Origin of the sequence: Burkholderia sp. AU16741, assembly GCF_002223345.1 — a bacterium.
Classification (GTDB): Bacteria; Pseudomonadota; Gammaproteobacteria; order Burkholderiales; family Burkholderiaceae; genus Burkholderia; species Burkholderia sola.
The window spans coordinates 74,820-97,444 of sequence record NZ_NKEZ01000003.1 but is presented as its reverse complement, the minus strand read 5'-3'; the positions used below and the strand labels follow the sequence as shown (position 1 = coordinate 97,444).

Genomic DNA, 22,625 nt, shown 5'->3' with positions numbered 1-22,625 from the left:
CACGCAACGGGCGGCGCGCGTCGCACATATGCTTTTAGGCCAGCACGGCCTTGGCCGTCTCGACGACGTGCTCGACGGTGAGGCCGAAGTACTTGAACAGCACGCCGGCCGGCGCCGATTCGCCGAACGTGTCGATCCCGACGACGCCGCCCTCGAGGCCGACGTACTTGTGCCAGAAGCTCGTCACGCCCGCTTCGATCGCGACGCGGCGCACGCCGTGCGGCAGCACGCGTTCGCGGTATTCGGCGTCCTGGCGGTCGAACACGTTGGTCGACGGCATCGACACGACGCGCGCCGCGATGCCCTGCTGCGCGAGCGGCTCGACGGCCTTCATCGCGAGTTCGACTTCCGAGCCCGTCGCGATCAGGATGATCTTGCGCGCGACGATTTCCTCGTCCCAGTCCTTCAGCACGTAACCGCCCTTCGCGATGTTGGCGATCTGCGCGTCGGAACGCGGGTTGAACGCGAGGTTCTGGCGGCTGAAGATCAGGCTCGACGGGCGGTCGGCGGCGACCGCGTGGGTCCACGCGACGGCCGTCTCGACCGTGTCGGCCGGACGCCAGACGTCGTGGTTCGGGATCAGGCGCAGGCTCGACACGTGCTCGATCGACTGGTGCGTCGGGCCGTCTTCGCCGAGGCCGATCGAATCGTGCGTGAACACGAAGATCGACGGCACCTTCATCAGCGCGGCCACGCGCAGCGCGTTGCGGCTGTAGTCGGAGAACGTCAGGAACGTGCCGCCGAACGGCTTGTGGCCGCCGTGCAGCGCGAGGCCGTTGATCGCGGCGCTCATGCCGAATTCGCGCACGCCGTAGTTGATGTGGTTGCCGAGCAGCACGCCCGCGCCTTCCGGATTCGCGCGCACCGCCTTCGACGCCTTCCAGTTGGTCAGGTTCGAGCCGGTCAGGTCGGCCGAGCCGCCGAGCAGTTCGGGCAGCGCGGCGGCGAGGCCTTCGATCGCCTGCTGCGACGCCTTGCGGGTCGCGACCGTCTCGGCGCGCTCGTTCGCGCCGGCGATGATCGCGGCAGCCTTCTCGGCCCAGTCGGCCGGCAGCTTGTTCGCCATCCGGCGCTCGAATTCGGCGGCTTGCGCCGGGAACTTCGCGCGATAGGCCGCGAACGTCGCGTCCCATTCGGACTCGGCGCGCTTGCCGGCTTCCTTCGCATCCCAGGCCGCATAGACTTCCTGCGGAATCACGAACGGCTCCCAGGTCCAGCCGAGCGCTTCGCGCGTCTTCGCGATTTCTTCCGCGCCGAGCGCCGCGCCGTGCACGTCGTGGCCGCCAGCCTTCGTGGCCGCGCCCTTGCCGATCACCGTCTTGCAGCAGATCAGCGTCGGCTTGTCCGACAGCTTCGCCTTCGCGATGGCCGCGTCGACCGCGTCGACGTCGTGGCCGTTCACGTTCGGGATCACGTTCCAGCCGTATGCCTCGAAGCGCTTCGGCGTGTCGTCGTGGAACCAGTTCACGACGTCGCCGTCGATCGAGATGCCGTTGTCGTCGTACAGCGCGATCAGCTTGTTCAGCTTCAGCGTGCCCGCGAGCGAGCAGGCTTCGTGCGAGATGCCTTCCATCAGGCAGCCATCGCCGAGGAACACGTACGTGTGGTGATCGACGATCTTCGCGCCGTCACGGTTGAACTCGTCGGCCATCAGCGCTTCGCCGAGCGCCATGCCGACCGCGTTCGCGAGACCCTGGCCGAGCGGGCCGGTGGTCGTCTCGACGCCCGGCGTGATCCCGTATTCCGGATGGCCCGGCGTCTTCGAGTGCAGCTGGCGGAAGTTCTTCAGCTCCTCGATCGGCAGGTCGTAGCCGGTCAGGTGCAGCAGCGAGTACAGCAGCATCGAGCCATGGCCGTTCGACAGCACGAAGCGGTCGCGGTCGGCCCAGTGCGGGTTCGTCGGGTTGTGCTTCAGATGGCGCGACCACAGCGCGACGCCGATTTCGGCCATGCCCATCGGCATGCCCGGGTGGCCGGAGTTCGCTTGCTGGACGGCGTCCATCGCGAGCGCACGGATCGCGTTGGCCATCAGGGTGGTGGAGGCGGGAGACGAAGTCGTCATGTCGAGTCCGGAGAACGAGTCGAGGAAACGGGGGCACGGCGGCATCCGGAAGCTCGAGCGTCAATCGTTCCCGGCGCGCGGTGCGGCGCCTGACGGACGCGAAGCGGACGGAGCCAACGGACGGGGCTGCAAAGCTCGTCATTTTAACAGATGGGCCGACATTTCCCTTGTCGGCGCGTGGTGTTCCGGCACGGTTTTCCGCCAAGCCGCCCGCCTCCTATAATTCAGGCGTCGGAACTGCCTGCCCCAGCGGCCCGCCCGTGAGCACCACCCTTCTCTTTCACCCGACGCCCGACGCCACCTACGGCTTCCCGAACGCGCGGCGGCTCGCGCGCGTCGCGTCCCCGCACCAGCAGATCGAAGTCTGGGAAACGCCGCAGCTCGGCCGGCTGTTCACGCTGGACGGCCGGCCGATGACGTCGGTCGGCGACGAGTTCGTCTATCACGAGTGCATGACGCACCCGGCCGCGCTCGCGCATCCGTGCCCGAGGAAGGCGCTCGTGCTCGGCGGCGGCGACGGCGGCGCCGCGCGCCAGTTGCTCAAGCACGCGTGCATCGAGCGGATCGTCGTCGCCGAACTCGACGACGAGGTGGTCGGGATGGCCCGCCGCTATCTCGACGACGTGCACCAGGGCGCGCTCGACGACCCGCGCGTCGAGGTCGTGATCGGCGACGCCGCGCATTTCGTCGAGTCGACGGTCGAACATTTCGATCTCGTCGTGTTCGACCTCACGCCGCCCGATTCGCCGGCGGCCGGCCTCTATACGCGTGCGTTCTACGCACGGCTCAAGCGGATCCTCACGCGCTGCGGCGCGATCTCGATGCATCTCGGCTCGCCGGTGTTCCATGCCGCGCGCATCGCCGCGCTGCTCGACGACCTGCGCGCGAGCTTCGCGGTCGTCGATCCGCTGTCCGCGCACGTGCCGCTGTACGGCTCGCAGTGGCTGATGGCGATCGCGAGCGACACGCTCGATGCGGCCGCGCTGTTCGCGCACGACGTCGACGAACGGCTCGCGGCCCGCCGCGTCGGCGGCTTGCGCTATTACGATGCGCGGCTGCATGCGTCCCTCTTTACCCTGCCCCGCGCGCTGCGCGATACACTGGGCGTTCGCCGCTGAACATCCGGACGGCCGCACCGCTCCGCTGTTCCAGCATGAGACCGGCGCAGGCGCGAGACGCGCCGACACCGTGCAACAGGAGATTTTCATGACCGATCCACGTCCGGCCAACGTGCCTTGGTTGACGCCCTACCTGGCCGTACGCAACGCGCGCGCGGCCATCGAGTTCTTCAAGGCCGCATTCGGCTTCACGGTACGCGACGTGCATGACGAGGACGGCGCGATCATGCACGTCGAGATGGCCTATCGCGGCCAGCTGATCGTGATGTTCGCGCCCGAAGGCGCGTTCGGCTCGCCCGCGCTCACGCCGAAGCGCGCGAACGCCACCGCGCCGCAATCGTTCTATCTGTATGTCGACGACGTCGACGCCACCTGGCAGCGCGCGCTCGATGCGGGCGCGAAATCGCTGAGCGCGCCGCAGGACCAGTTCTGGGGCGACCGGTTCGCGCAGATCGAGGATCTCGACGGCTACCGCTGGGCGCTCGGGTGCCGTCTCGACGCATGACCGAAACCGCCACACGCATGAATGAAGCCACCACCACCGCGGCCGTGCCGCGCTTTTTCGTCGACGCCGCGCTGCGCGCCGACGCCACGCTCGCATTGCCGGCCGACGTCGCCCGCCACGTGCAGGTGCTGCGCCTGCAGCCGGGCGACGTGCTCGCATTGTTCGACGGCACGGGCGGCCAGTACCGCGCACGGCTCGTCGAGGTCGACAAGCGCAGCGCGCTCGCGCAGGTCGATACGTTCGAGCCCGTCGAGGCCGAGCCGCCCTATCGCGTGACGCTCGCGCAGGGGATCGCCGGCGGCGACAAGATGGACTGGGTGATCGAGAAGGCGGTCGAGCTCGGCGTCGCGGCGGTCGTGCCGCTGTCGACCGCGCGCGGCGTCGTGAAGCTGTCCGGCGAACGCGCGGACAAGCGCGTCGCGCACTGGCGCGGCGTCGTGCGGGCGTCATGCGAACAGTGCGGGCGCAACCGTGTACCCGACGTCGCGCCGGTCGCCGGCTTCCGCGCGTGGCTCGATGCGCTGCCGGCCGCGCCGGCCGACGGCGAGCTGCGGCTGCTGCTGTCGCCGCGCGCGAGCATCCCGTTCGCGGCGCTGCCCGACGCGCCGCCCGCGGCCACAGTCACGCTGCTGATCGGCCCCGAAGGCGGGCTGTCGCCCGACGAGGAAAATGCGGCCCGCGCTCGCGGGTTCACCGCGCTGTCGCTCGGGCCGCGCGTGCTGCGCACCGAGACGGCCGGCGCGGCCGTGCTCGCCGCGCTGGCGGCACGCTGGGGCGGGTGGTAAAGCGCGTCAGCGCGCCGCGTTCAGCGGCTCGACTCCGCGTCGTGCTTCGCGCGCCGCGCCAGGCAGCCGAGCGCGAATCGCACACGCAAAAAAGCCCGCTCGAAGCGGGCTTGTGACCGAATCACCGAATCGGCCGCGCGGGCCGACCGTGCGCTTACGCGAACGAGTAGAACACGCGGAACGCGACCTTGCGCTCGGCCCAGAATTCGGCCGCCTCGCGGAACACGTCGAGCAGCGTTTCGCGCCCTTCCTTGTCGAATTTCTGCGCGATCGGCAGCCCTTCGAGGACGATCACGAAACCGGGCTGCGCGCCTGCCTTCGCGACGAGGTCGGTGAGGCAGTCGTACAGCGCGTCGTAGTTCTTCCCGAAATGCTTCGGAAACAGGAACGAGGTCGCGATCGTTTCCATCACTTCCTGCTTCGACTGCGCGGCGCCGCAATACGCATACAGGAAATGCTGGCCGAGCCGACCGGCTTCGTCGGCAAGATCCTGCACGCGGAACGCGCGGATCGACTGCACGAGATTGGGTCGCACGGTCGTGAAAAGGCTCATAGGCTCCTCGTTCGATGAAAGCCCGGGCTCGGCTTCCTGTTGCTCCGGCGCGCCGCCGGCCTGCGCCGCCGCGTGCAGCTGAATCACACGCTGAAACAGATTGCCGTCGCCGGCCGCGAACAGTTCCGCCGCCGCCGTATCGTGCGCGTAGATGGAGTCGCTCATGCCATTCGTCCCGAAGTCATTCAACAATACGTTTAAAACTGTTGTAGTGGTCGCCCGTGTAATAACAGTTGTCGATCCGGCGCAACGGCCCGCCACAGACGATCCGGCGCGCGCCGCGATTGCGCGCACGCGGTGTCGGCACCGTGTACTCATGGTAGTAGCCGCGCTTCGCCTTCGGCAGGATTCGCTCGCGATTGCCGAACACGACGCCGTCTTTCTCGTACGGATAGGGACCGCCGGCGCCGATCAGGCCCAGCGTGGTCACGGCCTCGCGCGGAAGACGGGCGGTCGGGATCGTATCGAGCCGGCTCGCGGCCACGTCGGCCGGAACGGCCTCCCGTGCGTAAGCGGCGGAAACCAGACTGCCCGTCGGCGTGCCGACGATACCCATCGCGAACATCGCGAAGACGGACGCGAGCGCGCCGTTGCGGAGCCACTTGCGTGCCATGAACCAGGGTTCCCGCTGTTAAATCAAGTAGTTGACGACCAACAAAGGCGTTAGCGTAGCGTTATTGGCCGCGCGAATCAATGTCCGTTTGGGAATCGAAAGCCTCACGACACGCGAGATTCCGTATTTCTTACCGAAATTGCACTACATTTATCTTACATGAGATAAAATGCGGGCGGCATCTCTCGCATGGCAAGACCCTGCCTCCTTGCCGCGCTCATTACCCGGCGTGGAGAGATGCTGCTGTTGCTTATGGGAAGCGCGGTTGCGCCCTACCCGCGGCGTGCCCCTTGCGGGCACGCCTCTTTTTGCCTTTGTTTACAATTTCGCCCGACGCGCGGCGCCGCTTCGACCGGCGCCGCGTGCTCGTTCCGGCTCAGCGCGCGGCGTTGACGTCGGCGACCAGCAGCGCAGCCATGTTGACGATGCGACGAACGGTCGCCGATTCGGTCAGCACGTGCACCGGCTCCGCGGCGCCCAGCAGGATCGGCCCGATCGCGATATTGTTGCCCGCGGCCGTCTTCAGCAGGTTGTACGCGATGTTCGCCGCGTCGATGTTCGGCAGGATCAGCAGGTTCGCGTCGCCCTCCAGCGTCGATTCCGGCAGGATTTCCTTGCGCAGCGCGGCGTCGAGCGCGACGTCGCCGTGCATTTCGCCGTCCACCTTCAGATCCGGCGCGGTTTCCTGCAGGATCGCGAGCGTATCGCGCATCTTCTTCGCCGAAGGGGCATTGCTCGTGCCGAAATTCGAATGCGACAGCAACGCGACCTTCGGCTCGATGCCGAAGCGGCGCACTTCTTCCGCGGCCATGATCGTGATCTCGGCCAGCTCTTCCGGGGTCGGATCGACGTTCACGTGCGTATCCACGAGGAAAATCTGGCGGCCAGGCAGCACGAGGCCGTTCATCGCCGCGTACACGCTGCAGCCCGGACGCTTGCCGATCACCTGATCGATGAAGTGCAAGTGGCGGTGCGTGGTGCTGATCGTGCCGCAGATCATTCCGTCCGCTTCGCCTTTCTTCACCAGCATGGAGCCGATCAGCGTCGTGCGCCGGCGCATTTCGACGCGCGCGAGCTGTTCGCTGATGCCCTTGCGCGCCATCATCTTGTGGTACGTCTGCCAGAAGTCGCGGTAGCGCTCGTCGTGCTCGGTGTTGACGACCGTGAAATCGGTGCCGGGCGTGAGGCGCAGGCCGTAGCGCTGAATGCGATGCTCGATCACCGACGGGCGGCCGATCAGGATCGGCTTCGCGAGTTTTTCGTCGACGATGATCTGAACGGCGCGCAACACGCGCTCTTCCTCGCCTTCCGCGAACACGACGCGCTTCTTCTCTTCCGGCGCGGCGCGCGCGATCTGGAAGATCGGCTTCATCGTCGTGCCGCTGTGATACACGAACTGCTGCAGATGCTGCTTGTACGCGTCCATGTCCTCGATCGGGCGCGTCGCGACGCCGCCGTCCATCGCGGCCTGCGCGACGGCCGGCGCGATCTTCACGATCAGGCGCGGATCGAACGGCTTCGGAATCAGGTATTCGGGCCCGAACGACAGATCCTGGATGCCGTACGCGGTCGCGACGATGTCGCTCTGCTCATGCTGCGCGAGTTCGGCGATCGCATTGACGGCCGCGATCTCCATTTCACGCGTGATCGTCGTCGCGCCGACGTCGAGCGCGCCGCGGAAGATGAACGGGAAGCACAGGACGTTGTTGACCTGGTTCGGGTAGTCGGTGCGGCCGGTCGCGAGAATCGCGTCGGGGCGCACTTCGAGCGCCGCTTCCGGCAGGATTTCCGGCGTCGGGTTCGCGAGCGCGAGGATCAGCGGGCGCTCGGCCATGCCCTTCACCATCTCCTGCTTCAGCACGCCGGCGGCCGACAGGCCGAGGAAGATGTCCGCGCCGTCGATCACTTCGGCGAGCGTACGGGCGTCGGTTTCGCGCGCGAAACGCTCCTTGTCCGGGTCCATCAGATCGGTGCGGCCCTTGTAGACCACGCCGGCCAGGTCGGTCACCGTGATGTTCTCGAGCGGCAGGCCGATGTCGACCAGCAGGTCCAGACACGCGAGCGCGGCCGCGCCGGCGCCGGATGCGACCAGCTTGACCTTCTTGATGTCCTTGTTGACGACCTTCAGCCCGTTCGTGACGGCCGCGGCCACGACGATCGCGGTGCCGTGCTGGTCGTCGTGGAACACCGGGATCTTCATCCGCTTGCGCGCTTCGCGCTCGACGATGAAGCAGTCCGGCGCCTTGATGTCTTCGAGGTTGATGCCGCCGAAGGTCGGCTCCAGCGCGGCGATCACGTCGACGAGCTTGTGCGGGTCCGACTCGTTCAGCTCGATGTCGAACACGTCGATGCCCGCGAACTTCTTGAACAGCACGGCCTTGCCTTCCATCACCGGCTTCGACGCGAGCGGGCCGATGTTGCCGAGACCGAGCACCGCCGTGCCGTTCGTCACGACGCCGACCAGGTTGCTGCGCGCGGTGAAGCGCGCGGCGTTCAGCGGATTCTCGACGATCTCCTCGCACGCGAACGCCACGCCCGGCGAATACGCGAGCGCGAGGTCGCGCTGGTTGATCATCTGCTTGGTCGGGGCGATCGCGATTTTGCCGGGGGTCGGAAATTCGTGATAGTCGAGCGCGGCTTCGCGGAGCTTGGCTTTGGAGGAGGCTTGGGTAGACATGTGTCTCGTGACGGGCGGATTAGAATAACTGTTCGACGGCATTGTAGCGCCAATCATCGGCCGCCAGACCGGCGATTCGGGTGCGACAGCCGCGACAAAAATGAACTGGATGGTACAGGCGCGCCGCCGCCCGCCTCGTACAATGCCGCTCCTTCAACCGTTTCGGATCGCCCGCCGTGCCAGCCGCCCTCTCCGAGTTTTCGCTGATCGAACGCTTCTTCACGCGCCGCGCCGCGCAGGGCGCCCGCGCGTCGACGCTCGGCATCGGCGACGATTGCGCCCTGATCGCGCCCCGATCCGGGAAATTGCTGGCCATTTCGACGGACATGCTGGTGGAAGGCCGCCACTTCTTCGCCGACGTCGCGCCGGACGCGCTCGGCCACAAGACGCTCGCGGTCAATCTGTCGGACCTCGCGGCAATGGGCGCCGAGCCGCGCGCCTTCACGCTCGCCTGCGCGCTACCGCGCGCCGACGCGGCGTGGCTCGAGGCGTTCAGCGACGGCCTGTTCGCGCTGGCCGAGCGATACGGCTGCGAACTGATCGGCGGCGACACGACGAGCGGGCCGCTGAACCTGTGCGTGACCGTGTTCGGCGAAGTCGCGCCCGACGCGGCGCTGCGGCGCGATGCCGCGCGCGACGGCGACGACGTATGGGTGTCCGGCACGCTCGGCGATGCGCGCGCGGGGCTCGGCGTCGCCCGCGGCGAATGGACGGCCGGCGCGGATGAAGCCGCCGCATTCCGGCACGCGCTGGAGCGCCCCGAGCCGCGCGTCGCGCTCGGCCTGGCGCTCGCGGGCGTCGCGCACGCGGCGCTCGATCTCTCCGACGGCCTCGCCGGCGATCTCCAGCACATCCTGACGCGCTCGAACGTGCGCGCCGAGATCGACGCCGACGCGGTGCCGCGCTCGGCCGCGCTCGCGACGCTGCCGGCCGACGCGCAGCGCCGCTGCACGCTGGCCGGCGGCGACGACTACGAACTGTGCTTCACGGCGCCGCTCGCCGCCCGCGCGGCGGTCGAAGCGGCGGGCGCCGCGGCCGGCGTGCCGGTCACGCGAATCGGTACAATACGCGCGTTGTCCGCGCCGTCGGCGCAACCCGCCATCGCGTGGCGCGACGCCGCCGGCGCGCCCCTCGCTCTCACGTTGCACGGTTTCGACCACTTCCATGCAGACTGATCCGACGCCCGCGCACGCCGCGGCCGAGCCCGGCGCCGCGCCGCCCGCGCCGACCCGCACGACGGCCCGCTTCATGCTGTCGCACCCGGCGCACATCGTGTCGCTCGGCTTCGGCAGCGGGCTCGCGCCGATCATGCCCGGCACCTTCGGCTCGCTGTTCGGCTGGCTCACGTTCGTCGTGCTCAACCGCTACCTGACGGTGCCCGAGTGGTGGGCGCTGATCGCCGTCGGCTTCGTGGCGGGCGCCTGGGTCACCGGTTTCACCGCGAGGAAGGCCGGTGTGGCCGATCCGGGCGCCATCGTCTGGGACGAGATCGTCGCGATCTGGCTCGTGATGCTGTTCGTCACGCCCGCGACCTTCGTCGGCCAGCTGTGGGCGTTCGTCGCGTTCCGCTTCTTCGACATGCTCAAGCCGCCGCCGATCCGCTACTTCGACCGCCGCCTGAAAGGCGGGCTCGGCATCATGGTCGACAATCTCGTCGCCGCGTTCATGACGCTGCTCGTGATCGCCCTGTGGCGCTCCGTCGCCGGCTGACCGATTTCCCGACTTCCGTTTCCCGACGCGCATGCCAACCGATTCCGTCGTCCATCAGCTTGCGATCCGCGCAGGCAACAAGCTGCGTGACGAGCACCTGACGCTCGCCACCGCCGAATCCTGCACCGGCGGCCTGATCGCCGCGGCAATCACCGACATTTCCGGCAGCAGCCAGTGGTTCGAGCGCGGCTTCGTCACGTATTCGAACCAGGCCAAGATCGAGATGATCGGCGTGCCGTCCGACCTGATCGACAAGCACGGCGCCGTCAGCGAGCCCGTCGCGCGTGCGATGGCCGAAGGCGCGCTGCGCAACAGCCGCGCGCAGGTCGCGCTGTCCGTCACCGGCATCGCGGGCCCGGGCGGCGGCAGCGAGAAGAAGCCGGTCGGCACCGTATCGTTCGGCTGGAGCAACCGGCTGCATACCGACGTCGAAACGCTCGTGTTCAAGGGCGACCGCGAACAGATCCGCACGCAGGCGGCCGCGCATGCGCTGCGCGGGCTGCTCAAGCTGCTCGACGAACGCGAACGCTGATCGGGCGGGGCGCGCGTGACGCGCCCTGCTCGCTTACTGGATCGCGTCGGGTTTCACGACGATCCAGTTCTTGTCCGCCGTCACCGGCAGGCCGAGCGCCTTCTGCTTCGCGGCCGATTCGTCCGACCACGCGCGGATCTGCGCCATCTGCTTGTCCTTCTTGTTGACCCACACGCGCACGCCGCCGCGCGCGACGTCGGTCGCGTTCAGCAGCATGTAGCCGTCGGACGTCGGCGTGTCGCCCGCGACGAGCACCGGCTTCTTCCACTGGTCGATCCACCCGACGATCGAACCGAGCTTGCCTTCGTACCACGTCATCGGGTTCATCAGGAACGGCGTGATCACGAGATTGCGGTTCGCGGCCTCGTCGTACTTGCCGGCCTTGATCTGCAGCCGCGACGTCGTCAGCGCGCCCGTCGCGGGGTTGCGCAGCAGCGTCGTCACGCCGATCACGTTCTGCGGCTTCACGTTGTAGCCGTACTTCGGGTCCGACAGCACGAGCCGCGCGAGCTCCTCGTGGGCCGCCGTCATCACGTAGACGTCGATGCCGTTTTCGCGCAGCGCGTTGTACAGCTCCTGCATCCCGCGGAAGAAGCGCGGCGGATTCACCGTGCCGTCCACCACCTTGTCGCCCTGCCAGTAACGGATCGGGATCGGCTTGCCGTCGGCGAGCATCGCGTCGATATGGCGCTTCAGGTCGGCGAGCGACTGCCCGGCGAACGCCTGCGCGATCCACGGATAGCAGACCAGATCGTCGATCTCGCAGAGCCGGTAGTAGTAGCTCGTCAGCGATTCCTGGTAGTCGGCGGAATCCTTGAACGGGATCAGTTTCAGCGACGGGTCGAGCGAATCGCGCGTCAGCACGCCGCGGTTCTCGAGATACGGCAGCAGCGCTTCCTCGAGGTCGTAGCGGTAGGTCGTGTTGTCGGCATCGAACACCGCGTAGTCGCCGCGGTTCGCGTGCGCGGCGATCATCGCGTTCAGCGCCTTCGCGCTGTCGGCCGGCCAGTGCGACAGATCCGCCGCATGGGCGAACGTCATGCACAGCGACGCGGCGAACGCGCTCAGCAGACGGCGGGACAGCTTGGGCATGGCGTCGCTCCTTTTCTTGACATTTTTGTGACGGATCGGTGACAAGCAGCAGCATCGCGCGACTAAATTGCGCGCATGCCATACGGAAGCGACGGGAAGTTGTTCGCGTGCGCCAGAACGGCGATCACGCGATGAAAGCGCGCGGCCCGCGAACGCGGGGCCGGCGATGCGAGGCCGCCCGACCGGGCGGCCCGTATTTCAGCGATGCGCGTTGATCGTGTCGCGCGTCTTCTGCGCGGCGAGCGCGGCGGCTTCGGCGAAATCCTCGCCCTTGCTCGCGTACAGGATCGCCCGCGACGAGTTGATCATCATCCCGGTGCCGTCGGCCGTGCGGCCCGCGTTGACGGTCGCCTGCACGTCGCCGCCCTGCGCGCCGATGCCGGGGATCAGGAGCGGCATGTCGCCGACGATTCCGCGCACGACCTCGATTTCCTTCGGGAACGTCGCGCCGACCACGAGGCCGAGCTGGCCGTTCTTCGCGTTCCACTTGTTCGCCGCGAGATCGGCCACGACCTGATACAGCGGCCGCCCGTTCGTATCGAGGAACTGCAGGTCCGAGCCGCCCGGGTTCGACGTGCGGCACAGCACGATCACGCCCTTGCCTTCATGCTCGAAGTACGGCTCGACCGAGTCGTAGCCCATGTACGGGTTCACCGTGACGGCATCGGCGCGATAGCGCTCGAACGCTTCGCGCGCGTACTGCTCGGCCGTGCTGCCGATGTCGCCGCGCTTCGCGTCGAGGATCACGGGCAGGCCCGGATGCTGGAGATGGATATGCGCGATCAGCCGCTCGAGCTGGTCTTCGGCGCGATGCGCGGCGAAATACGCGATCTGCGGCTTGAACGCGCTCGCGTACTGCGCGGTCGCATCGACGATCTGCCGGCAGAATTCGAAGATCGCGTCGGGCTGGCCGTCGAACTGCACGGGAAAGCGCGACGGCTCGGGATCGAGGCCGACGCACAGCAGCGAATTCGTGCGCTGCCACGCGGCGCGCAGCGATTCAATGAAAGTAAGCGGGGAAGACATGGCGGATACTCGCGGCAGACCGTTGGTAGACCGCGTATTTTACCCGTGTCGCCGGCGTCCCTCGCGCGTCGCGGCATTGCTGCGCGCATCGGTGCGCCCGACGGTGAACGCGAAACGCCGCGTCAGCCGCTCGCCGGGCGCGAGCAGCGTCATCCCGTGCGCGGTCGCGCCGCCCGGCAGGTTCACCGCGTTGATCGGATGGTCGACCGGCTCGAAGCAGAAGAAATCCTCGCCGGGCGGCGTATAGAGCACGTACGCGTCGGCGTCGGCCGCGACGGTCAGCGACAGCCGGCGGCGCGGCCAGCTCACCGTCGCGTGGCCGCCCCAGCCGGTGAACGCGTGATTGACGAGCGCGGCCGGCAGCGGATACGCGACGCCGAACTGCCAGGCCGGCGGCACGCTGACGTGCCGCACCGGCAGGAAATCGGCGCCCGACAGCCACAGCCCGCCCGCCGCCGCGGCGAGTTCCGTCACCGCATCGCGCACGAGGAACGGATGCACGCCGAGCCCGAACGGCAGCCGCGTGCGCCCCGCGTTCTCGATCGTCAGCGCGATCGACAGCGTCGCATCGTCGAGTTCGAACGACTGGATCGCGCGGAACGCGTACGGCGCGCCGGCGGCATGGTCGAGCGACAGTTGCAGCGACGCGTCGGTCGCATCGTCCACCTGCCACGGCGCGAGCCAGCCGTCGCCGTGAATCGGCAGCGGCTCGTCGCGGCGGTTGCGCGGCACGGCGACCTTGCGCCCGTCGCATTCGAAGCGCCCGTCGCCGATCCGGTTCGAGTACGGCAGCAGCGGATAGCACGCGAGCTCGTTCGGGTCCGTCGCCGTCTCAGGGTGCTCGCACCGGCGGAACACCGGCATCAGCGCGCCGTTCTCGCCGCGCCAGTCGAAGCGCGCGATGCCGCCGCCGAGGTGCGGCAGCACGTCGAGCCGCAGCGACGCATTCGACAGCGTGACGACCGCCGCGGGCGCGGCGCCGACGCCCTGCGCGAACACGGCCGTCTGCGGGCCGGGGCTGACCGGCTGGGCGGCGGCGGCCAGGCGCGCGCGGCGCGACTGGCTGGTGGACGACGATGCGCGCGAGGACGTGGCGGTCATGGTGAGCTCCTTTCCTTCGTCGAAGAAACGATGCGGGTCGTGCGAGCGGTCAGGCCCAGCCGCCGTCGACGATCACGTCCTGCGCGGTGATCATCCGGCTGTCGTCGGCCGCGAGAAACAGCGCCATCCGGGCGAGGTCGTCCGGCAGCAATTCGGCGTCGATGCACTGGCCGGCCTTGATCGCCGCGCGGCCCGCGTCGTCGAGCCACAGCCGGCGCTGCTTGTCGGTCATCACCCAGCCGGGCACCAGCGAATTCACGCGGATGCCGAACGGGCCGAGATCGCGCGCGAGGCCGCGCGTCAGGCCCTGGACGGCCGCCTTCGCCATCACGTAGACGGGATAGCCGCCGTTCTTCAGCATCCAGCTGATCGAGCCGAGATTGACGATCGAGCCGCCGCCCTGCCGCTTCATGTCGTCGATCACCGCCTGCGCGGCGAAGAACTGGTGACGCAGGTTCACCGCGATGCCGGCATCGAACGACGCGGGCGTCACGTCGCCGATCGCATGGCGTGCGTCGTTCGCCGCGTTGTTCACGAGCACCGCGATCGCGCCGATGCGCGCGCGGATCGCGTCGATCGCGCGGCGCAGCGCGTCGACGTCGGTCAGGTCGCAGGACAGGAACAGCGGCGCGTGGCGCCCGTGCGCGAGGCGTTCGGCGAGCGCGGCGCCGGCCGCCGCGTCGAGGTCGACGAACGCGACGCGCGCGCCCTGTTCGGCGAAGTGCTCGACGAACGACGCGCCGATGCCGGTCGCGCCGCCCGTGATCAGCACCGCGCGATCCTCGAGGCTCGGGTAGCGCGCATAGCGCGCGTCGCTCGCCGCCGCGGGCGTGCCCTGCGCGGATGTGTCGATGGTCATGCGGATCGTCTCCGTGGAAGCAGGTCGGGTCAGTCGCGTACGCCGCGGTTCTTCAGCTGGTCGAGCAGCACGGCCGCGAGCAGGATCGCGCCGCGCACCAGGTACTGGTAAAACGCGTCGATGTTCAGCAGGTTCATCACGTTCTCGACGGTGCCCATGATCAGCACGCCGATCACGACGCCCGAGATCGTCGCGCGGCCGCCCATCAGCGACACGCCGCCGAGCACGCATGCGGAGATCACGTTCAGCTCGAAGCCCTGCGCGGCGTTCGGCTGGCCCGACGTGATGCGCGACGCGAGAATCACGCCCGCGAGCGCGGTCACCGCGCCCTGGATCAGGAAGATGTACACGCGCGTGCGTTCGACGTTGATCCCCGCGAGCCGCGACGCTTCCGGGTTGCCGCCGATCGCGAGCGTGTTGCGGCCATAGACGGTCTGGTTCAGCAGCACGCCGAACCCGATGAAGCACAGCAGCGTGACCCAGATCGGCAGCGACACGCCGAACATCGACAGCCCGCCGAGCGCGATGAACGTATCCGACGACACGCCGACCGCCTGCCCCTTCGACACGATGAAGCCGAGCCCGCGCACGATCTCCATCGTCGCGAGCGTCGTGATCAGCGCGTTGATGCGCAGGTACGCGATCACCGCGCCGTTCACGAAGCCGATCGCCGCGCCGGCCGCGACCGCCGCGACGATCGCGACGAACGTGTTGTCGGTCGCGTTCAGCACCATCGCGCACAGCACGCCCGAGAACGCGACGGTCGAGCCGATCGACAGGTCGAAGTCGCGCGACGCGAGACAGAACATCATCGTGCACGCGACCATGCCGATCTGCGAGATCGACAGCGCGAGGCCGAGCATGTTGTCGATCGAGAAGAAGTGATCGACGGTCAGCGACATCGTGATGAACATCACCGCGAAGATCGCGATCAGGCTGTATTCGGTCAGATGCTGCCACCACTTCTGGCGGTCGCTCTGCTGCGGCACCAGCGCATCGGCCGACGGCTTCACGGCGGCGCTGGCAAGGTTTTCGTTGGCTTGCATGGTGTGTCTCCTGCTCCTGCATCGCGCGGCCCGCGCCGCGCGTGTTCGATTCGAATGTCCCGGGCTTGTCCGGACGTAGCCGGCCGCGTCAGGCCGCCTCGGCCGCGCTCGTCTGCGGCAGCGCGAGGTTCAGCACCGCGTGCTCGTTCGCCTGTTCGCGCGGCAGCTCGCCGGCGATCCGGCCTTCGCGCATCACGACGATGCGGTCGGACACGCCGAGCACTTCCGGCAGTTCCGACGACACCATCACGATCGCGCAGCCGCGCTCCGCGAGCCGGTAGATCACGTCGTAGATCTCGTGCTTCGCGCCGACGTCGATCCCGCGGGTCGGCTCGTCGAGGATCACGACCTTCAGGTCGGGCTCCGCGAGCCAGCGCGACAGGATCGCCTTCTGCTGGTTGCCGCCCGACAGGAACCGGATCTTCTGCCGCCGGTTCGGCGTCTTGATCTTCAGCCGCTGGATGAAGCGGTCGGCCGTCGCGCTTTCGGCCTTGCCGTTGATGAAGAGGCCCGCGCGCAGCGAATGGCGGCGGCAGCTGATGTTGATGTTCTCCGCGACCGACGCGATCGCGATGATCCCTTCTTCCTTGCGGTCCTCGGGGCACAGCACGATGCCGTGGCGGATCGCGTCGCCGGTGCGCTTCACGTCGATGCGCTTGCCGTCGAGCGTCAGCACGCCCGCGCGCCGGCGGTCCGCGCCGTACACGAGCCGCATCAGCTCGCTGCGGCCCGCGCCGACGAGCCCGAAGAAGCCGACGATCTCGCCCGCGCGCACCGAGAAGCTCGCCGGTTCGCGCAGCGCCGGGCCGTCGATGCCTTCGGCGGAGAACCGCACGTCGCCGAGCGCGCGCGGCGCGTAATGGTAGATGTCCGCGATCTCGCGCCCGACCATCTCGGCGACGAGCCGCTCGCGCGGCACGTCGGCCAGCGCTTCGTGCGACGCGATCTTGCGCCCGTCGCGAAAGATCGTGCATGCATCGCACAGCCGATAGATCTCGTCCATCCGGTGCGAGATGTAGATCAGCGCACGGCCCTGCGCGCGCAGGTCGTCGACCAGCTTGAACAGCACTTCCGTCTCGCGATGCGACAGCGAGCTCGTCGGTTCGTCGAGCGCGATCACGCGCGCATTGCGCATCAGCGCCTTGCAGATCTCGACCATCTGCCGCTGCGCGATCGACAGCCGCCCGAGCCGCGCGTCGGGATCGAGATCGACACCCATCTCGGCGAGCCGCTCGCGCACGTAACGCTTCGCCTCGCGCTTCCTGACCCAGCCGAACGCGTTCGGCAGGCGGCCGAGCAGCAGGTTTTCCGCGACCGTCAGGTCGGGCACGTACTGCAACTCCTGGTGAATCACCGCGATGCCGGCCGCGATCGACGCGGCCGCATTCGCGAACTGCACGGGCTGGCCGTCGACCAGCACGCTGCCCGTATCGGGCTGGTATTCGCCGCCGAGAATCTTCAGCAGCGTCGACTTGCCCGCGCCGTTCTCGCCCATCAGGCCATGCACCTCGCCCGCATGCACGTCGAACGAAATGCCGTCGAGTGCGCGCACGCCGGGAAATACCTTGCCGATATTGTCAAAACGCAGTGCCGCTGACACGTCGTCTCCCCACTTCCGGATCCATCGACCGCCGGCCGCCGCGTCGCCGCGTCAGCCGGCGGGCCGCTTACTTCGATGCGAGCCCCATCTCCTCGCGCACCTTCGACACGTTCTCGCGCGTCGCGAGCATGCCCGTCGTCAGCGTCAACGGCGGCGGCGCCTTGCCTTGCGTGATCCACGTGTACATCAGGTCCGAGGTTTCCTCGCCGTGGCGCTTCGGGCTGATGATCACGGTGCCGTAGAAGCCCGTCGGCTGCGGCTTCTTGAACTCGTTCAACGCCGAATCGGAACCGCCGATGCCGATGCCGATCATGTTGTCGGCCTTGAAGCCGCGCCCTTCGGCCGCGCGCACCGCGCCGAGCACGGCCTCGTCGTTCAGGCCGTACGCGACCCAGTGCTTGAACTGCGGGTTCTTCGTGAGCGCGATGTTCGCCGCGTTGAACGCGTTCTCGGTGTCGGTCTTCGCCTGCGGCGCCGCGACCACGTTGGCCTTCGGGAAGCCCGCGGCCACCAGTGCGTCGGTCGCGCCGCTCGTGCGGTCGTGCGCGGTCGGCAGCTGCTCGTAGGTGATGTCGATCGCGCCGACGTCCTTCATGTCCCAGCCGCGCTTCTTGATCTCGGCCGCGATGCCGTCGCCGACCTGCTTGCCGATGTTGTAGGCCGAAATCCCCATGTGCGGCACCGACTCGATCGGCTTGCCCGCGCCGTCGACGAGGCGGTCGTCGACCGTCATCATCTTCAGGTTGTGCGACTTCGCCTTCGCGACGATGCCCGGCCCGAGCTTCACGTCGGGCGTGCAGATGATGAAGCCCTGCGCCTTCTGCGCGGACAGGTTGTCGATCGCGCTCATCACCTTCTCGCCGGACGGCGCGCCGATCTTCACGAGCGTGAAGCCCTTCTGCTTCGCGGCGATCTCGGCGAATTTCCATTCGTCCTGGAACCACGGCTCTTCCGGCTGCTTCACGAGGAAGCCGATCTTGACCGGGTCGGCCGCGTGCGCGACCGGGCTGCCCATCACCACTGCCGCCGCGGCGGCCAGCGTTACGAACGTTCTGCGTTTCATCTCCAGTGTCTCCTTGTTTTCATCGAACAGGATGCAGCCGCTTGTTGGTTTCGACGCAGCGTGCGCGCGGCTCTCGCACGTGCGGTCTTTCGAATCGTTACGTCAATCGCGTCAGTCGTGATACAGCGCCGCGCGCCCGCCGTCGACGGTGATGCACGCGGCATTGATGAACGGCGCCTCGTCGGACGCGAGGAACACGGCCGTCATCGCGACCTCCTCCGGTTTCCCGATGCGCTTCATCGGCTGCAGCGCGAGCGTCTCGGCGCGCGCGGCGGCCGGATCGGGCTGCGCGTCCCACCAGTCGCGCGTCAGTTGCGTCTCGATGTAACCCGGCGCGATCGCGTTTACGCGCACGTTGCGCGCCGCGTATTCGATGCCGAGCGCGCGCGTGAGGCCGAGCACGCCGTGCTTCGCGACCGGGTACGGAAAGCAGCCCGGGATGATCCTGAACGCATGCGTCGACGCGATGTTCACGATGCTGCCGCGTCCGCGCTCGACCATGCCCTCCAGCGCCGCGCGGCAGCCGTGCCATACGCCGTCGAGATCGACCGCGAAGCAGCGGCGCCAGTCGTCGTCGGTCATCGTCAGCGGATCGGCGAACACGTTGATGCCCGCGTTGTTCACGAGCACGTCGAGCGGGCCGAATGCCGCTTCCGCCTGCGCGAGCGCGTCGCGCACCGCCTGCTGCCGCGCGACGTCCGCGTGCAGCGGCAGCACGCGCGCGCCGTCGCATTCGTGTGCGATCGCGGCAGCCGTGTGCTGCGCCTGCGGGAAGTCGAGATCGACGAGCGCGACGGCCGCGCCTTCACGCACGAACGCACGCGCGATCGCGGCGCCGATGCCGCGGCCCGCGCCCGTCACCATCGCGACCTTGCCCGCGAGGCGGCCCATCATGCGGCTCCGCCGCGCGCCGCGCGCAAGCCGGCCTGGAACGCGCGCGCATTCGCCGCGGTCGTGTCGGCCGACTGGCCGGGCCGGTACAGCGCCGAGCCGAGCCCGAAGCCGTTCGCGCCGGCCGCGAGGAACGGCTGCATGTTGTCCGGCGAAATGCCGCCGACCGGAATCAGCGGCACCGCGCGATCGATCACCGCGCGCCACGCCTTCACGACCGTCACGCCGAGCTGCTCGGCCGGGAACATCTTCAGCACGTCGGCGCCGTTCGTCAGCGCCGCGAACGCTTCGGTCGGCGTCGCGACGCCCGGCGCGCTCGCCAGCCCGCGCTCGCGCGCCCGGCGGATCACCGCCGCGTCGCCGTGCGGCATCACGATCAGCGCGCCGCCCGCGTCCTGCACGCGATCCACGTACTCGGCGCGCAGCACGGTGCCCGCGCCAACGATCATGTCGTCGGGCAGCGCGCGGCGCAGCGCCGCGATGCTGTCGAACGGATCGGGCGAGTTGAGCGGCACCTCGACGATCCGGAAGCCGGCTTCGTACAGCGCCCGGCCATGGTCGGCCGCTTCGGCGGGCGTGATGCCGCGCATGATCGCGATCAGCGGACACGCATCGAACGCGCGCATCAACGCGGCGTGGGGCGTGTACGGTGCGGGCAAGGTCAGGTCGGACGGCATCGGCAATTCCTCTTCAAGCAGTTCACTGGTCGGCACAGACGGGTTCGCCGTCCGCGCGCACGAGCCCGGCGCGCGACGCGATCCGCCACAGGCCGCGCTCGGTCGCATGCGGGGCGACACGCGCATGCGCATGGCCGAATACCCGCAGCGCATCGACGTAGCGCGAACACAAACCGTCGTCGCCGATCAGCAGCAGCGGCTGGTCCGCGAGCGCGATGCCGCGCTCAGCGAGCATCGCGTCGAGCGCGTTGAGCTCATGGCCGATCAGCAGGCCGGACAGATAGTCGCCCTGCGCATCGGGCGCGAGCCGGTCGGTCAGCCCCAGCGTGCGCGTGCTGAAGATCGTCGCGAGCAGGCCCGTGCGCTGCGCGCCGCGTGCGACCGCCACGCCGCGCAAGAACGCCGCGCGATCGGGCGATTCGCCTGCGCGCATCGTGCGGCCGAGGATCGTGTGGTCGCGCAGCACCGCGAACAGCTCGCCGGTCATGAAGGTCTGGAAGCGTTCGATCAGCCCGTCCTTCACCCAGGCCCATTTCGCATGCGTGCCCGGCAGGCCGATCAGTACGCCTGAACGATCGGCGCCAAGCGAGGGATCGCTCGCGAGCGCGCCGACGATCTGCGTTTCTTCGCCGCGCATCACGTCGGGCAGTTCGCCCGTCGCGATCACGCCCGGCACGATCGAGACCGTCGCGCCGCGCGCCGTCGTCACCGTGATGAGGCCCGCGACGAGCGCGTCGGCGCCGGCCGGCACCGCGACGTACGGCGCTTCGCGCCAGCCCTGCGCGCTGCCGACCATCCCGGCGGCGAGCACCGGCAGGCCGGGCGTACGGTCGAGCCAGTCGCCGCACGCTTCCTCGAACACCGCGTCGAACGCCCGCGCGCCGCCGCCCGGCACGTGCATCACGCCGGCCGCCCGGCTGCGCGTGTCGATCGGCACGCCGTGCGCGTCGTACAGATACGCGCGCAGCGACGTGGTGCCCCAGTCGAGCGCGATCAGCGACGGGGAGGCGGAACTGGCATCCGGAACGGGCCGGGTCGAAGTCGTCATCGTTTGATCCTGCGGGTACCCTGCGGCGGGCTCCAGCCCAGTTCCGCGGAAATGGCTCGCGCTTCGCGCTGCACGAGCGGAATCAGTTCGTCCATGCGGTCGTGCGGCATGTACGGAATCGTGCTCGCGACCGACACCGCCGCGACGATCGCACCCGACGCATCGCGGATCGGCGCGGCCACGCAGCGGATCGACGCCTCGTTTTCCTCGAGATCGAACGTATAGCCGCCGGCCGCGTAATGGGCCATGCGCTGCAGGAACGCGCTCGTCTCGGGCCGGTTGTCGGGCTTGAAGTTGACGCCGGCCAGCGCGCGCCGCGCGGCCTCGAACAGCGAGCGCCACAGGTCCGGATCGAGGTCGAGCATCATCGCCTTGCCGATGCCGGTCGACGCGAGCGGCATCCGGTGGCCGACGCGCGAGCGCATCTCGAGGCCGCGCGTGCCGGGAATCTTGTCGATGTACAGCACGTCGTCGCCGTCGCGCACGCCGAGGTGGATCGTGTCGAGCGTCGCTTCCGCGAGCGCTTCCAGATGCGGACGCGCCACCGCGGTGAGCGGCATCTGCTCGAGCGCGATCGTGCCGAGCTCGATCAGCTTCGGGCCGAGCAGGTAGCCGCCCTGCACCTGGCGCAGATAGCGCGCCTGCACGAGGCTGCTGACGAGCCGGTGCGTCGTGCTGCGCGTCGTGCCGAGCGCGGCGCCGATCGCACGCATGTCACGCGCGCCGTTCGCGATCGCCTCGAGGATCGCGAGGCCGCGCAGCAGCGTCTGCGTGCCGGCCTGCTGCGCGGCGAGGTCGAGCGGCGTGCTGGTCGCGCCGATGCTGTCGGTCAGCGACGTATCGGCCGGCATCGCGCGCCGGGCGTCGAGGGCAAGGGAGTCTGGCATCTTGGTCATGGAACGGGGCGTCTTCAACGGAATCGGTGAAGCCGTTCGCGCGGCGCCGGAACTGCGTCCGGTGCGGCGGCGTGGCGGCGGTCGATGCACCGAGTAAGGCGCCCGGCGAACTTCATGGAAGGTGTCTCCGTGTGCGACGGGCGCCGCGCGATGCGTGGGTCCGAAGCTGTCGATGTGCTTCGGATTGTAGGAGCGCACGCACTCGTCTCCAATATTTGAATGCGTTGTCCAGATAATGAGAATCCAGGCGGAATCGGCGGCGGGCCCGCTGCGCCGGCCGCGCCATGCGCACGGGGGCGGGACCTGCCGTGTCGCAGGTTCCGCCCCCGTTTGTTCACGCCGCCCCGCGCTTACTGCTGGCTCGTGCTGCGCGCCTGCATGTAGCGCTGGACGTCGGCGAACGACACGCGGCCGCTGCCGCCCGCGTCGATCTGCCGGAAGTGGTTCGCGACATAGCCGAGGCCGGCCGCGCGCGCCTGCGACTCGGTGATCGAACCCGTGTTCTGCGTGTCGGCCGCACTGAACTGCCGCGCGAGCTTGCGCACCACCTGCGCATGCAGCGCGGCGCCGGTCGTCTGCGTGCCGGCGGTCGGGTGGCGCGCGGCCGGCGGCACGTACGGATCGCCGAGCTGCGCCTGGCGCGCACGCGCCGGCGCGACGGCGTCGCTCGCCTGCGCGAACGCGGAAAAGGATGCGGCAGTGCCGACGCATGCGAGTGCCGCGGCAACGACGATGAAACGATTCTTCATGTCAGGCTCCAGTCTGGAATGA

At 68.7% G+C, this 22,625-nt stretch carries 22 protein-coding genes; 6 read left to right on the top strand and 16 right to left on the bottom strand.

The features are described 5' to 3' along the window. Positions 1-34: 34 nt before the first annotated feature. Positions 35-2,107 (bottom strand): transketolase, encoded by a 2,073-nt coding sequence (gene tkt, locus CFB89_RS02805; protein ID WP_089466657.1) that lies wholly within the window; start codon positions 2,105-2,107, stop codon positions 35-37. Between the two features lie 215 nt (positions 2,108-2,322). Between tkt and speE the strand changes: the two genes are divergently transcribed. The 3 genes from speE (at position 2,323) to CFB89_RS02790 (ending at position 4,470) form a co-directional block, all read left to right on the top strand. Next, the gene (gene speE / locus CFB89_RS02800) at positions 2,323-3,180 is read left to right on the top strand and encodes a polyamine aminopropyltransferase (protein ID WP_089466656.1); all 858 of its coding nucleotides are present in this window, start codon (positions 2,323-2,325) and stop codon (positions 3,178-3,180) included. An 88-nt stretch (positions 3,181-3,268) separates the two neighbouring features. Further along, positions 3,269-3,685: a glyoxalase/bleomycin resistance/extradiol dioxygenase family protein gene (locus CFB89_RS02795; protein ID WP_069616776.1), complete on the top strand. Its 417-nt coding sequence runs from the start codon at positions 3,269-3,271 to the stop codon at positions 3,683-3,685. A gap of 17 nt (positions 3,686-3,702) precedes the next feature. After that, positions 3,703-4,470 (top strand): 16S rRNA (uracil(1498)-N(3))-methyltransferase, encoded by a 768-nt coding sequence (locus CFB89_RS02790; protein ID WP_089467884.1) that lies wholly within the window; start codon positions 3,703-3,705, stop codon positions 4,468-4,470. A gap of 154 nt (positions 4,471-4,624) precedes the next feature. Here the strand turns inward: CFB89_RS02790 and CFB89_RS02785 are convergent, their stop codons facing one another. The 3 genes from CFB89_RS02785 to CFB89_RS02775 all read right to left on the bottom strand — a co-directional run bounded on the left by CFB89_RS02785 (position 4,625) and on the right by CFB89_RS02775 (position 8,355). Next, positions 4,625-5,188 carry a barstar family protein gene (locus CFB89_RS02785; RefSeq protein ID WP_089466655.1) on the bottom strand — a complete coding sequence of 188 codons (564 nt, stop codon included), beginning with the start codon at positions 5,186-5,188 and terminating at the stop codon, positions 4,625-4,627. A gap of 16 nt (positions 5,189-5,204) precedes the next feature. Further along, entirely contained in the window at positions 5,205-5,636 is a 432-nt protein-coding gene (locus CFB89_RS02780; RefSeq protein ID WP_089466654.1) for a ribonuclease domain-containing protein, read from the bottom strand. Positions 5,637-6,012: 376 nt separating this feature from the next. Then, a complete protein-coding gene (locus CFB89_RS02775; protein WP_373559851.1) occupies positions 6,013-8,355 on the bottom strand; it encodes an NADP-dependent malic enzyme in 2,343 nt (780 codons plus the stop codon). Between the two features lie 134 nt (positions 8,356-8,489). Between CFB89_RS02775 and thiL the strand changes: the two genes are divergently transcribed. The 3 genes from thiL to CFB89_RS02755 are packed head-to-tail and all read left to right on the top strand — an operon-like array spanning position 8,490 to position 10,555. After that, a complete protein-coding gene (gene thiL / locus CFB89_RS02765) occupies positions 8,490-9,488 on the top strand; it encodes a thiamine-phosphate kinase (RefSeq protein ID WP_089466651.1) in 999 nt (332 codons plus the stop codon). Then, positions 9,478-10,023, top strand: a complete 546-nt coding sequence (locus tag CFB89_RS02760; RefSeq protein ID WP_089466650.1) for a phosphatidylglycerophosphatase A — start codon at positions 9,478-9,480, stop codon at positions 10,021-10,023. The genes thiL and CFB89_RS02760 overlap by 11 nt, the downstream gene beginning before the upstream one ends. A gap of 31 nt (positions 10,024-10,054) precedes the next feature. Then, positions 10,055-10,555, top strand: a complete 501-nt coding sequence (locus tag CFB89_RS02755; RefSeq protein WP_089466649.1) for a CinA family protein — start codon at positions 10,055-10,057, stop codon at positions 10,553-10,555. A 33-nt stretch (positions 10,556-10,588) separates the two neighbouring features. Here CFB89_RS02755 and CFB89_RS02750 read toward each other — a convergent pair whose 3' ends face one another. From CFB89_RS02750 to CFB89_RS02690, 12 genes are all read right to left on the bottom strand, one after another. After that, positions 10,589-11,647 carry a phosphorylcholine phosphatase gene (locus CFB89_RS02750; protein WP_089466648.1) on the bottom strand — a complete coding sequence of 353 codons (1,059 nt, stop codon included), beginning with the start codon at positions 11,645-11,647 and terminating at the stop codon, positions 10,589-10,591. Positions 11,648-11,845: 198 nt separating this feature from the next. Further along, a complete protein-coding gene (pyrF, locus tag CFB89_RS02745) occupies positions 11,846-12,673 on the bottom strand; it encodes an orotidine-5'-phosphate decarboxylase (RefSeq protein WP_089466647.1) in 828 nt (275 codons plus the stop codon). A gap of 39 nt (positions 12,674-12,712) precedes the next feature. Next, positions 12,713-13,774 (bottom strand): aldose 1-epimerase, encoded by a 1,062-nt coding sequence (locus CFB89_RS02740; protein WP_089466646.1) that lies wholly within the window; start codon positions 13,772-13,774, stop codon positions 12,713-12,715. 49 nt (positions 13,775-13,823) lie between these two features. Then, on the bottom strand, positions 13,824-14,633 hold the full coding sequence (locus CFB89_RS02735; protein WP_089466645.1) for an SDR family NAD(P)-dependent oxidoreductase: 810 nt from the start codon (positions 14,631-14,633) through the stop codon (positions 13,824-13,826). A 29-nt stretch (positions 14,634-14,662) separates the two neighbouring features. Continuing rightward, positions 14,663-15,679, bottom strand: a complete 1,017-nt coding sequence (araH, locus tag CFB89_RS02730) for an L-arabinose ABC transporter permease AraH (RefSeq protein ID WP_089434525.1) — start codon at positions 15,677-15,679, stop codon at positions 14,663-14,665. An 88-nt stretch (positions 15,680-15,767) separates the two neighbouring features. Next, positions 15,768-17,279 carry an L-arabinose ABC transporter ATP-binding protein AraG gene (araG, locus tag CFB89_RS02725; RefSeq protein WP_089466644.1) on the bottom strand — a complete coding sequence of 504 codons (1,512 nt, stop codon included), beginning with the start codon at positions 17,277-17,279 and terminating at the stop codon, positions 15,768-15,770. A 67-nt stretch (positions 17,280-17,346) separates the two neighbouring features. After that, entirely contained in the window at positions 17,347-18,342 is a 996-nt protein-coding gene (locus CFB89_RS02720) for an arabinose ABC transporter substrate-binding protein (protein ID WP_089466643.1), read from the bottom strand. A 111-nt stretch (positions 18,343-18,453) separates the two neighbouring features. Then, positions 18,454-19,233: an SDR family oxidoreductase gene (locus tag CFB89_RS02715; RefSeq protein WP_089467883.1), complete on the bottom strand. Its 780-nt coding sequence runs from the start codon at positions 19,231-19,233 to the stop codon at positions 18,454-18,456. Beyond that, positions 19,233-19,910, bottom strand: a complete 678-nt coding sequence (locus CFB89_RS02710) for a 2-dehydro-3-deoxy-6-phosphogalactonate aldolase (protein WP_089466642.1) — start codon at positions 19,908-19,910, stop codon at positions 19,233-19,235. Before CFB89_RS02710 ends, CFB89_RS02715 begins: the two co-directional genes overlap by 1 nt. 22 nt (positions 19,911-19,932) lie before the next feature. Next, positions 19,933-20,958 (bottom strand): 2-dehydro-3-deoxygalactonokinase, encoded by a 1,026-nt coding sequence (locus CFB89_RS02705; RefSeq protein WP_089466641.1) that lies wholly within the window; start codon positions 20,956-20,958, stop codon positions 19,933-19,935. Then, entirely contained in the window at positions 20,955-21,854 is a 900-nt protein-coding gene (locus tag CFB89_RS02700) for an IclR family transcriptional regulator (protein WP_011694140.1), read from the bottom strand. The genes CFB89_RS02705 and CFB89_RS02700 overlap by 4 nt, the downstream gene beginning before the upstream one ends. Before the next feature lie 350 nt (positions 21,855-22,204). Further along, entirely contained in the window at positions 22,205-22,603 is a 399-nt protein-coding gene (locus tag CFB89_RS02690) for an EF-hand domain-containing protein (protein ID WP_089466640.1), read from the bottom strand. Between the last annotated feature and the right edge of the window lie 22 nt (positions 22,604-22,625).

Coding starts and splice junctions, on each gene's coding strand:
- tkt (WP_089466657.1), bottom strand. CDS start 2,107: ATGCCGCCGTGCCCCCGTTTCCTCGACTCGTTCTCCGGACTCGACATG.
- CFB89_RS02795 (WP_069616776.1), top strand. CDS start 3,269: ATGACCGATCCACGTCCGGCCAACGTGCCTTGGTTGACGCCCTACCTG.
- CFB89_RS02790 (WP_089467884.1), top strand. CDS start 3,703: ATGAATGAAGCCACCACCACCGCGGCCGTGCCGCGCTTTTTCGTCGAC.
- CFB89_RS02785 (WP_089466655.1), bottom strand. CDS start 5,188: ATGAGCGACTCCATCTACGCGCACGATACGGCGGCGGCGGAACTGTTC.
- CFB89_RS02780 (WP_089466654.1), bottom strand. CDS start 5,636: ATGGCACGCAAGTGGCTCCGCAACGGCGCGCTCGCGTCCGTCTTCGCG.
- CFB89_RS02775 (WP_373559851.1), bottom strand. CDS start 8,355: ATGCCGTCGAACAGTTATTCTAATCCGCCCGTCACGAGACACATGTCT.
- CFB89_RS02760 (WP_089466650.1), top strand. CDS start 9,478: ATGCAGACTGATCCGACGCCCGCGCACGCCGCGGCCGAGCCCGGCGCC.
- CFB89_RS02755 (WP_089466649.1), top strand. CDS start 10,055: ATGCCAACCGATTCCGTCGTCCATCAGCTTGCGATCCGCGCAGGCAAC.
- CFB89_RS02750 (WP_089466648.1), bottom strand. CDS start 11,647: ATGCCCAAGCTGTCCCGCCGTCTGCTGAGCGCGTTCGCCGCGTCGCTG.
- pyrF (WP_089466647.1), bottom strand. CDS start 12,673: ATGTCTTCCCCGCTTACTTTCATTGAATCGCTGCGCGCCGCGTGGCAG.
- CFB89_RS02740 (WP_089466646.1), bottom strand. CDS start 13,774: ATGACCGCCACGTCCTCGCGCGCATCGTCGTCCACCAGCCAGTCGCGC.
- CFB89_RS02735 (WP_089466645.1), bottom strand. CDS start 14,633: ATGACCATCGACACATCCGCGCAGGGCACGCCCGCGGCGGCGAGCGAC.
- araH (WP_089434525.1), bottom strand. CDS start 15,679: ATGCAAGCCAACGAAAACCTTGCCAGCGCCGCCGTGAAGCCGTCGGCC.
- CFB89_RS02720 (WP_089466643.1), bottom strand. CDS start 18,342: ATGAAACGCAGAACGTTCGTAACGCTGGCCGCCGCGGCGGCAGTGGTG.
- CFB89_RS02715 (WP_089467883.1), bottom strand. CDS start 19,233: ATGGGCCGCCTCGCGGGCAAGGTCGCGATGGTGACGGGCGCGGGCCGC.
- CFB89_RS02710 (WP_089466642.1), bottom strand. CDS start 19,910: ATGCCGTCCGACCTGACCTTGCCCGCACCGTACACGCCCCACGCCGCG.
- CFB89_RS02705 (WP_089466641.1), bottom strand. CDS start 20,958: ATGACGACTTCGACCCGGCCCGTTCCGGATGCCAGTTCCGCCTCCCCG.
- CFB89_RS02700 (WP_011694140.1), bottom strand. CDS start 21,854: ATGACCAAGATGCCAGACTCCCTTGCCCTCGACGCCCGGCGCGCGATG.
- CFB89_RS02690 (WP_089466640.1), bottom strand. CDS start 22,603: ATGAAGAATCGTTTCATCGTCGTTGCCGCGGCACTCGCATGCGTCGGC.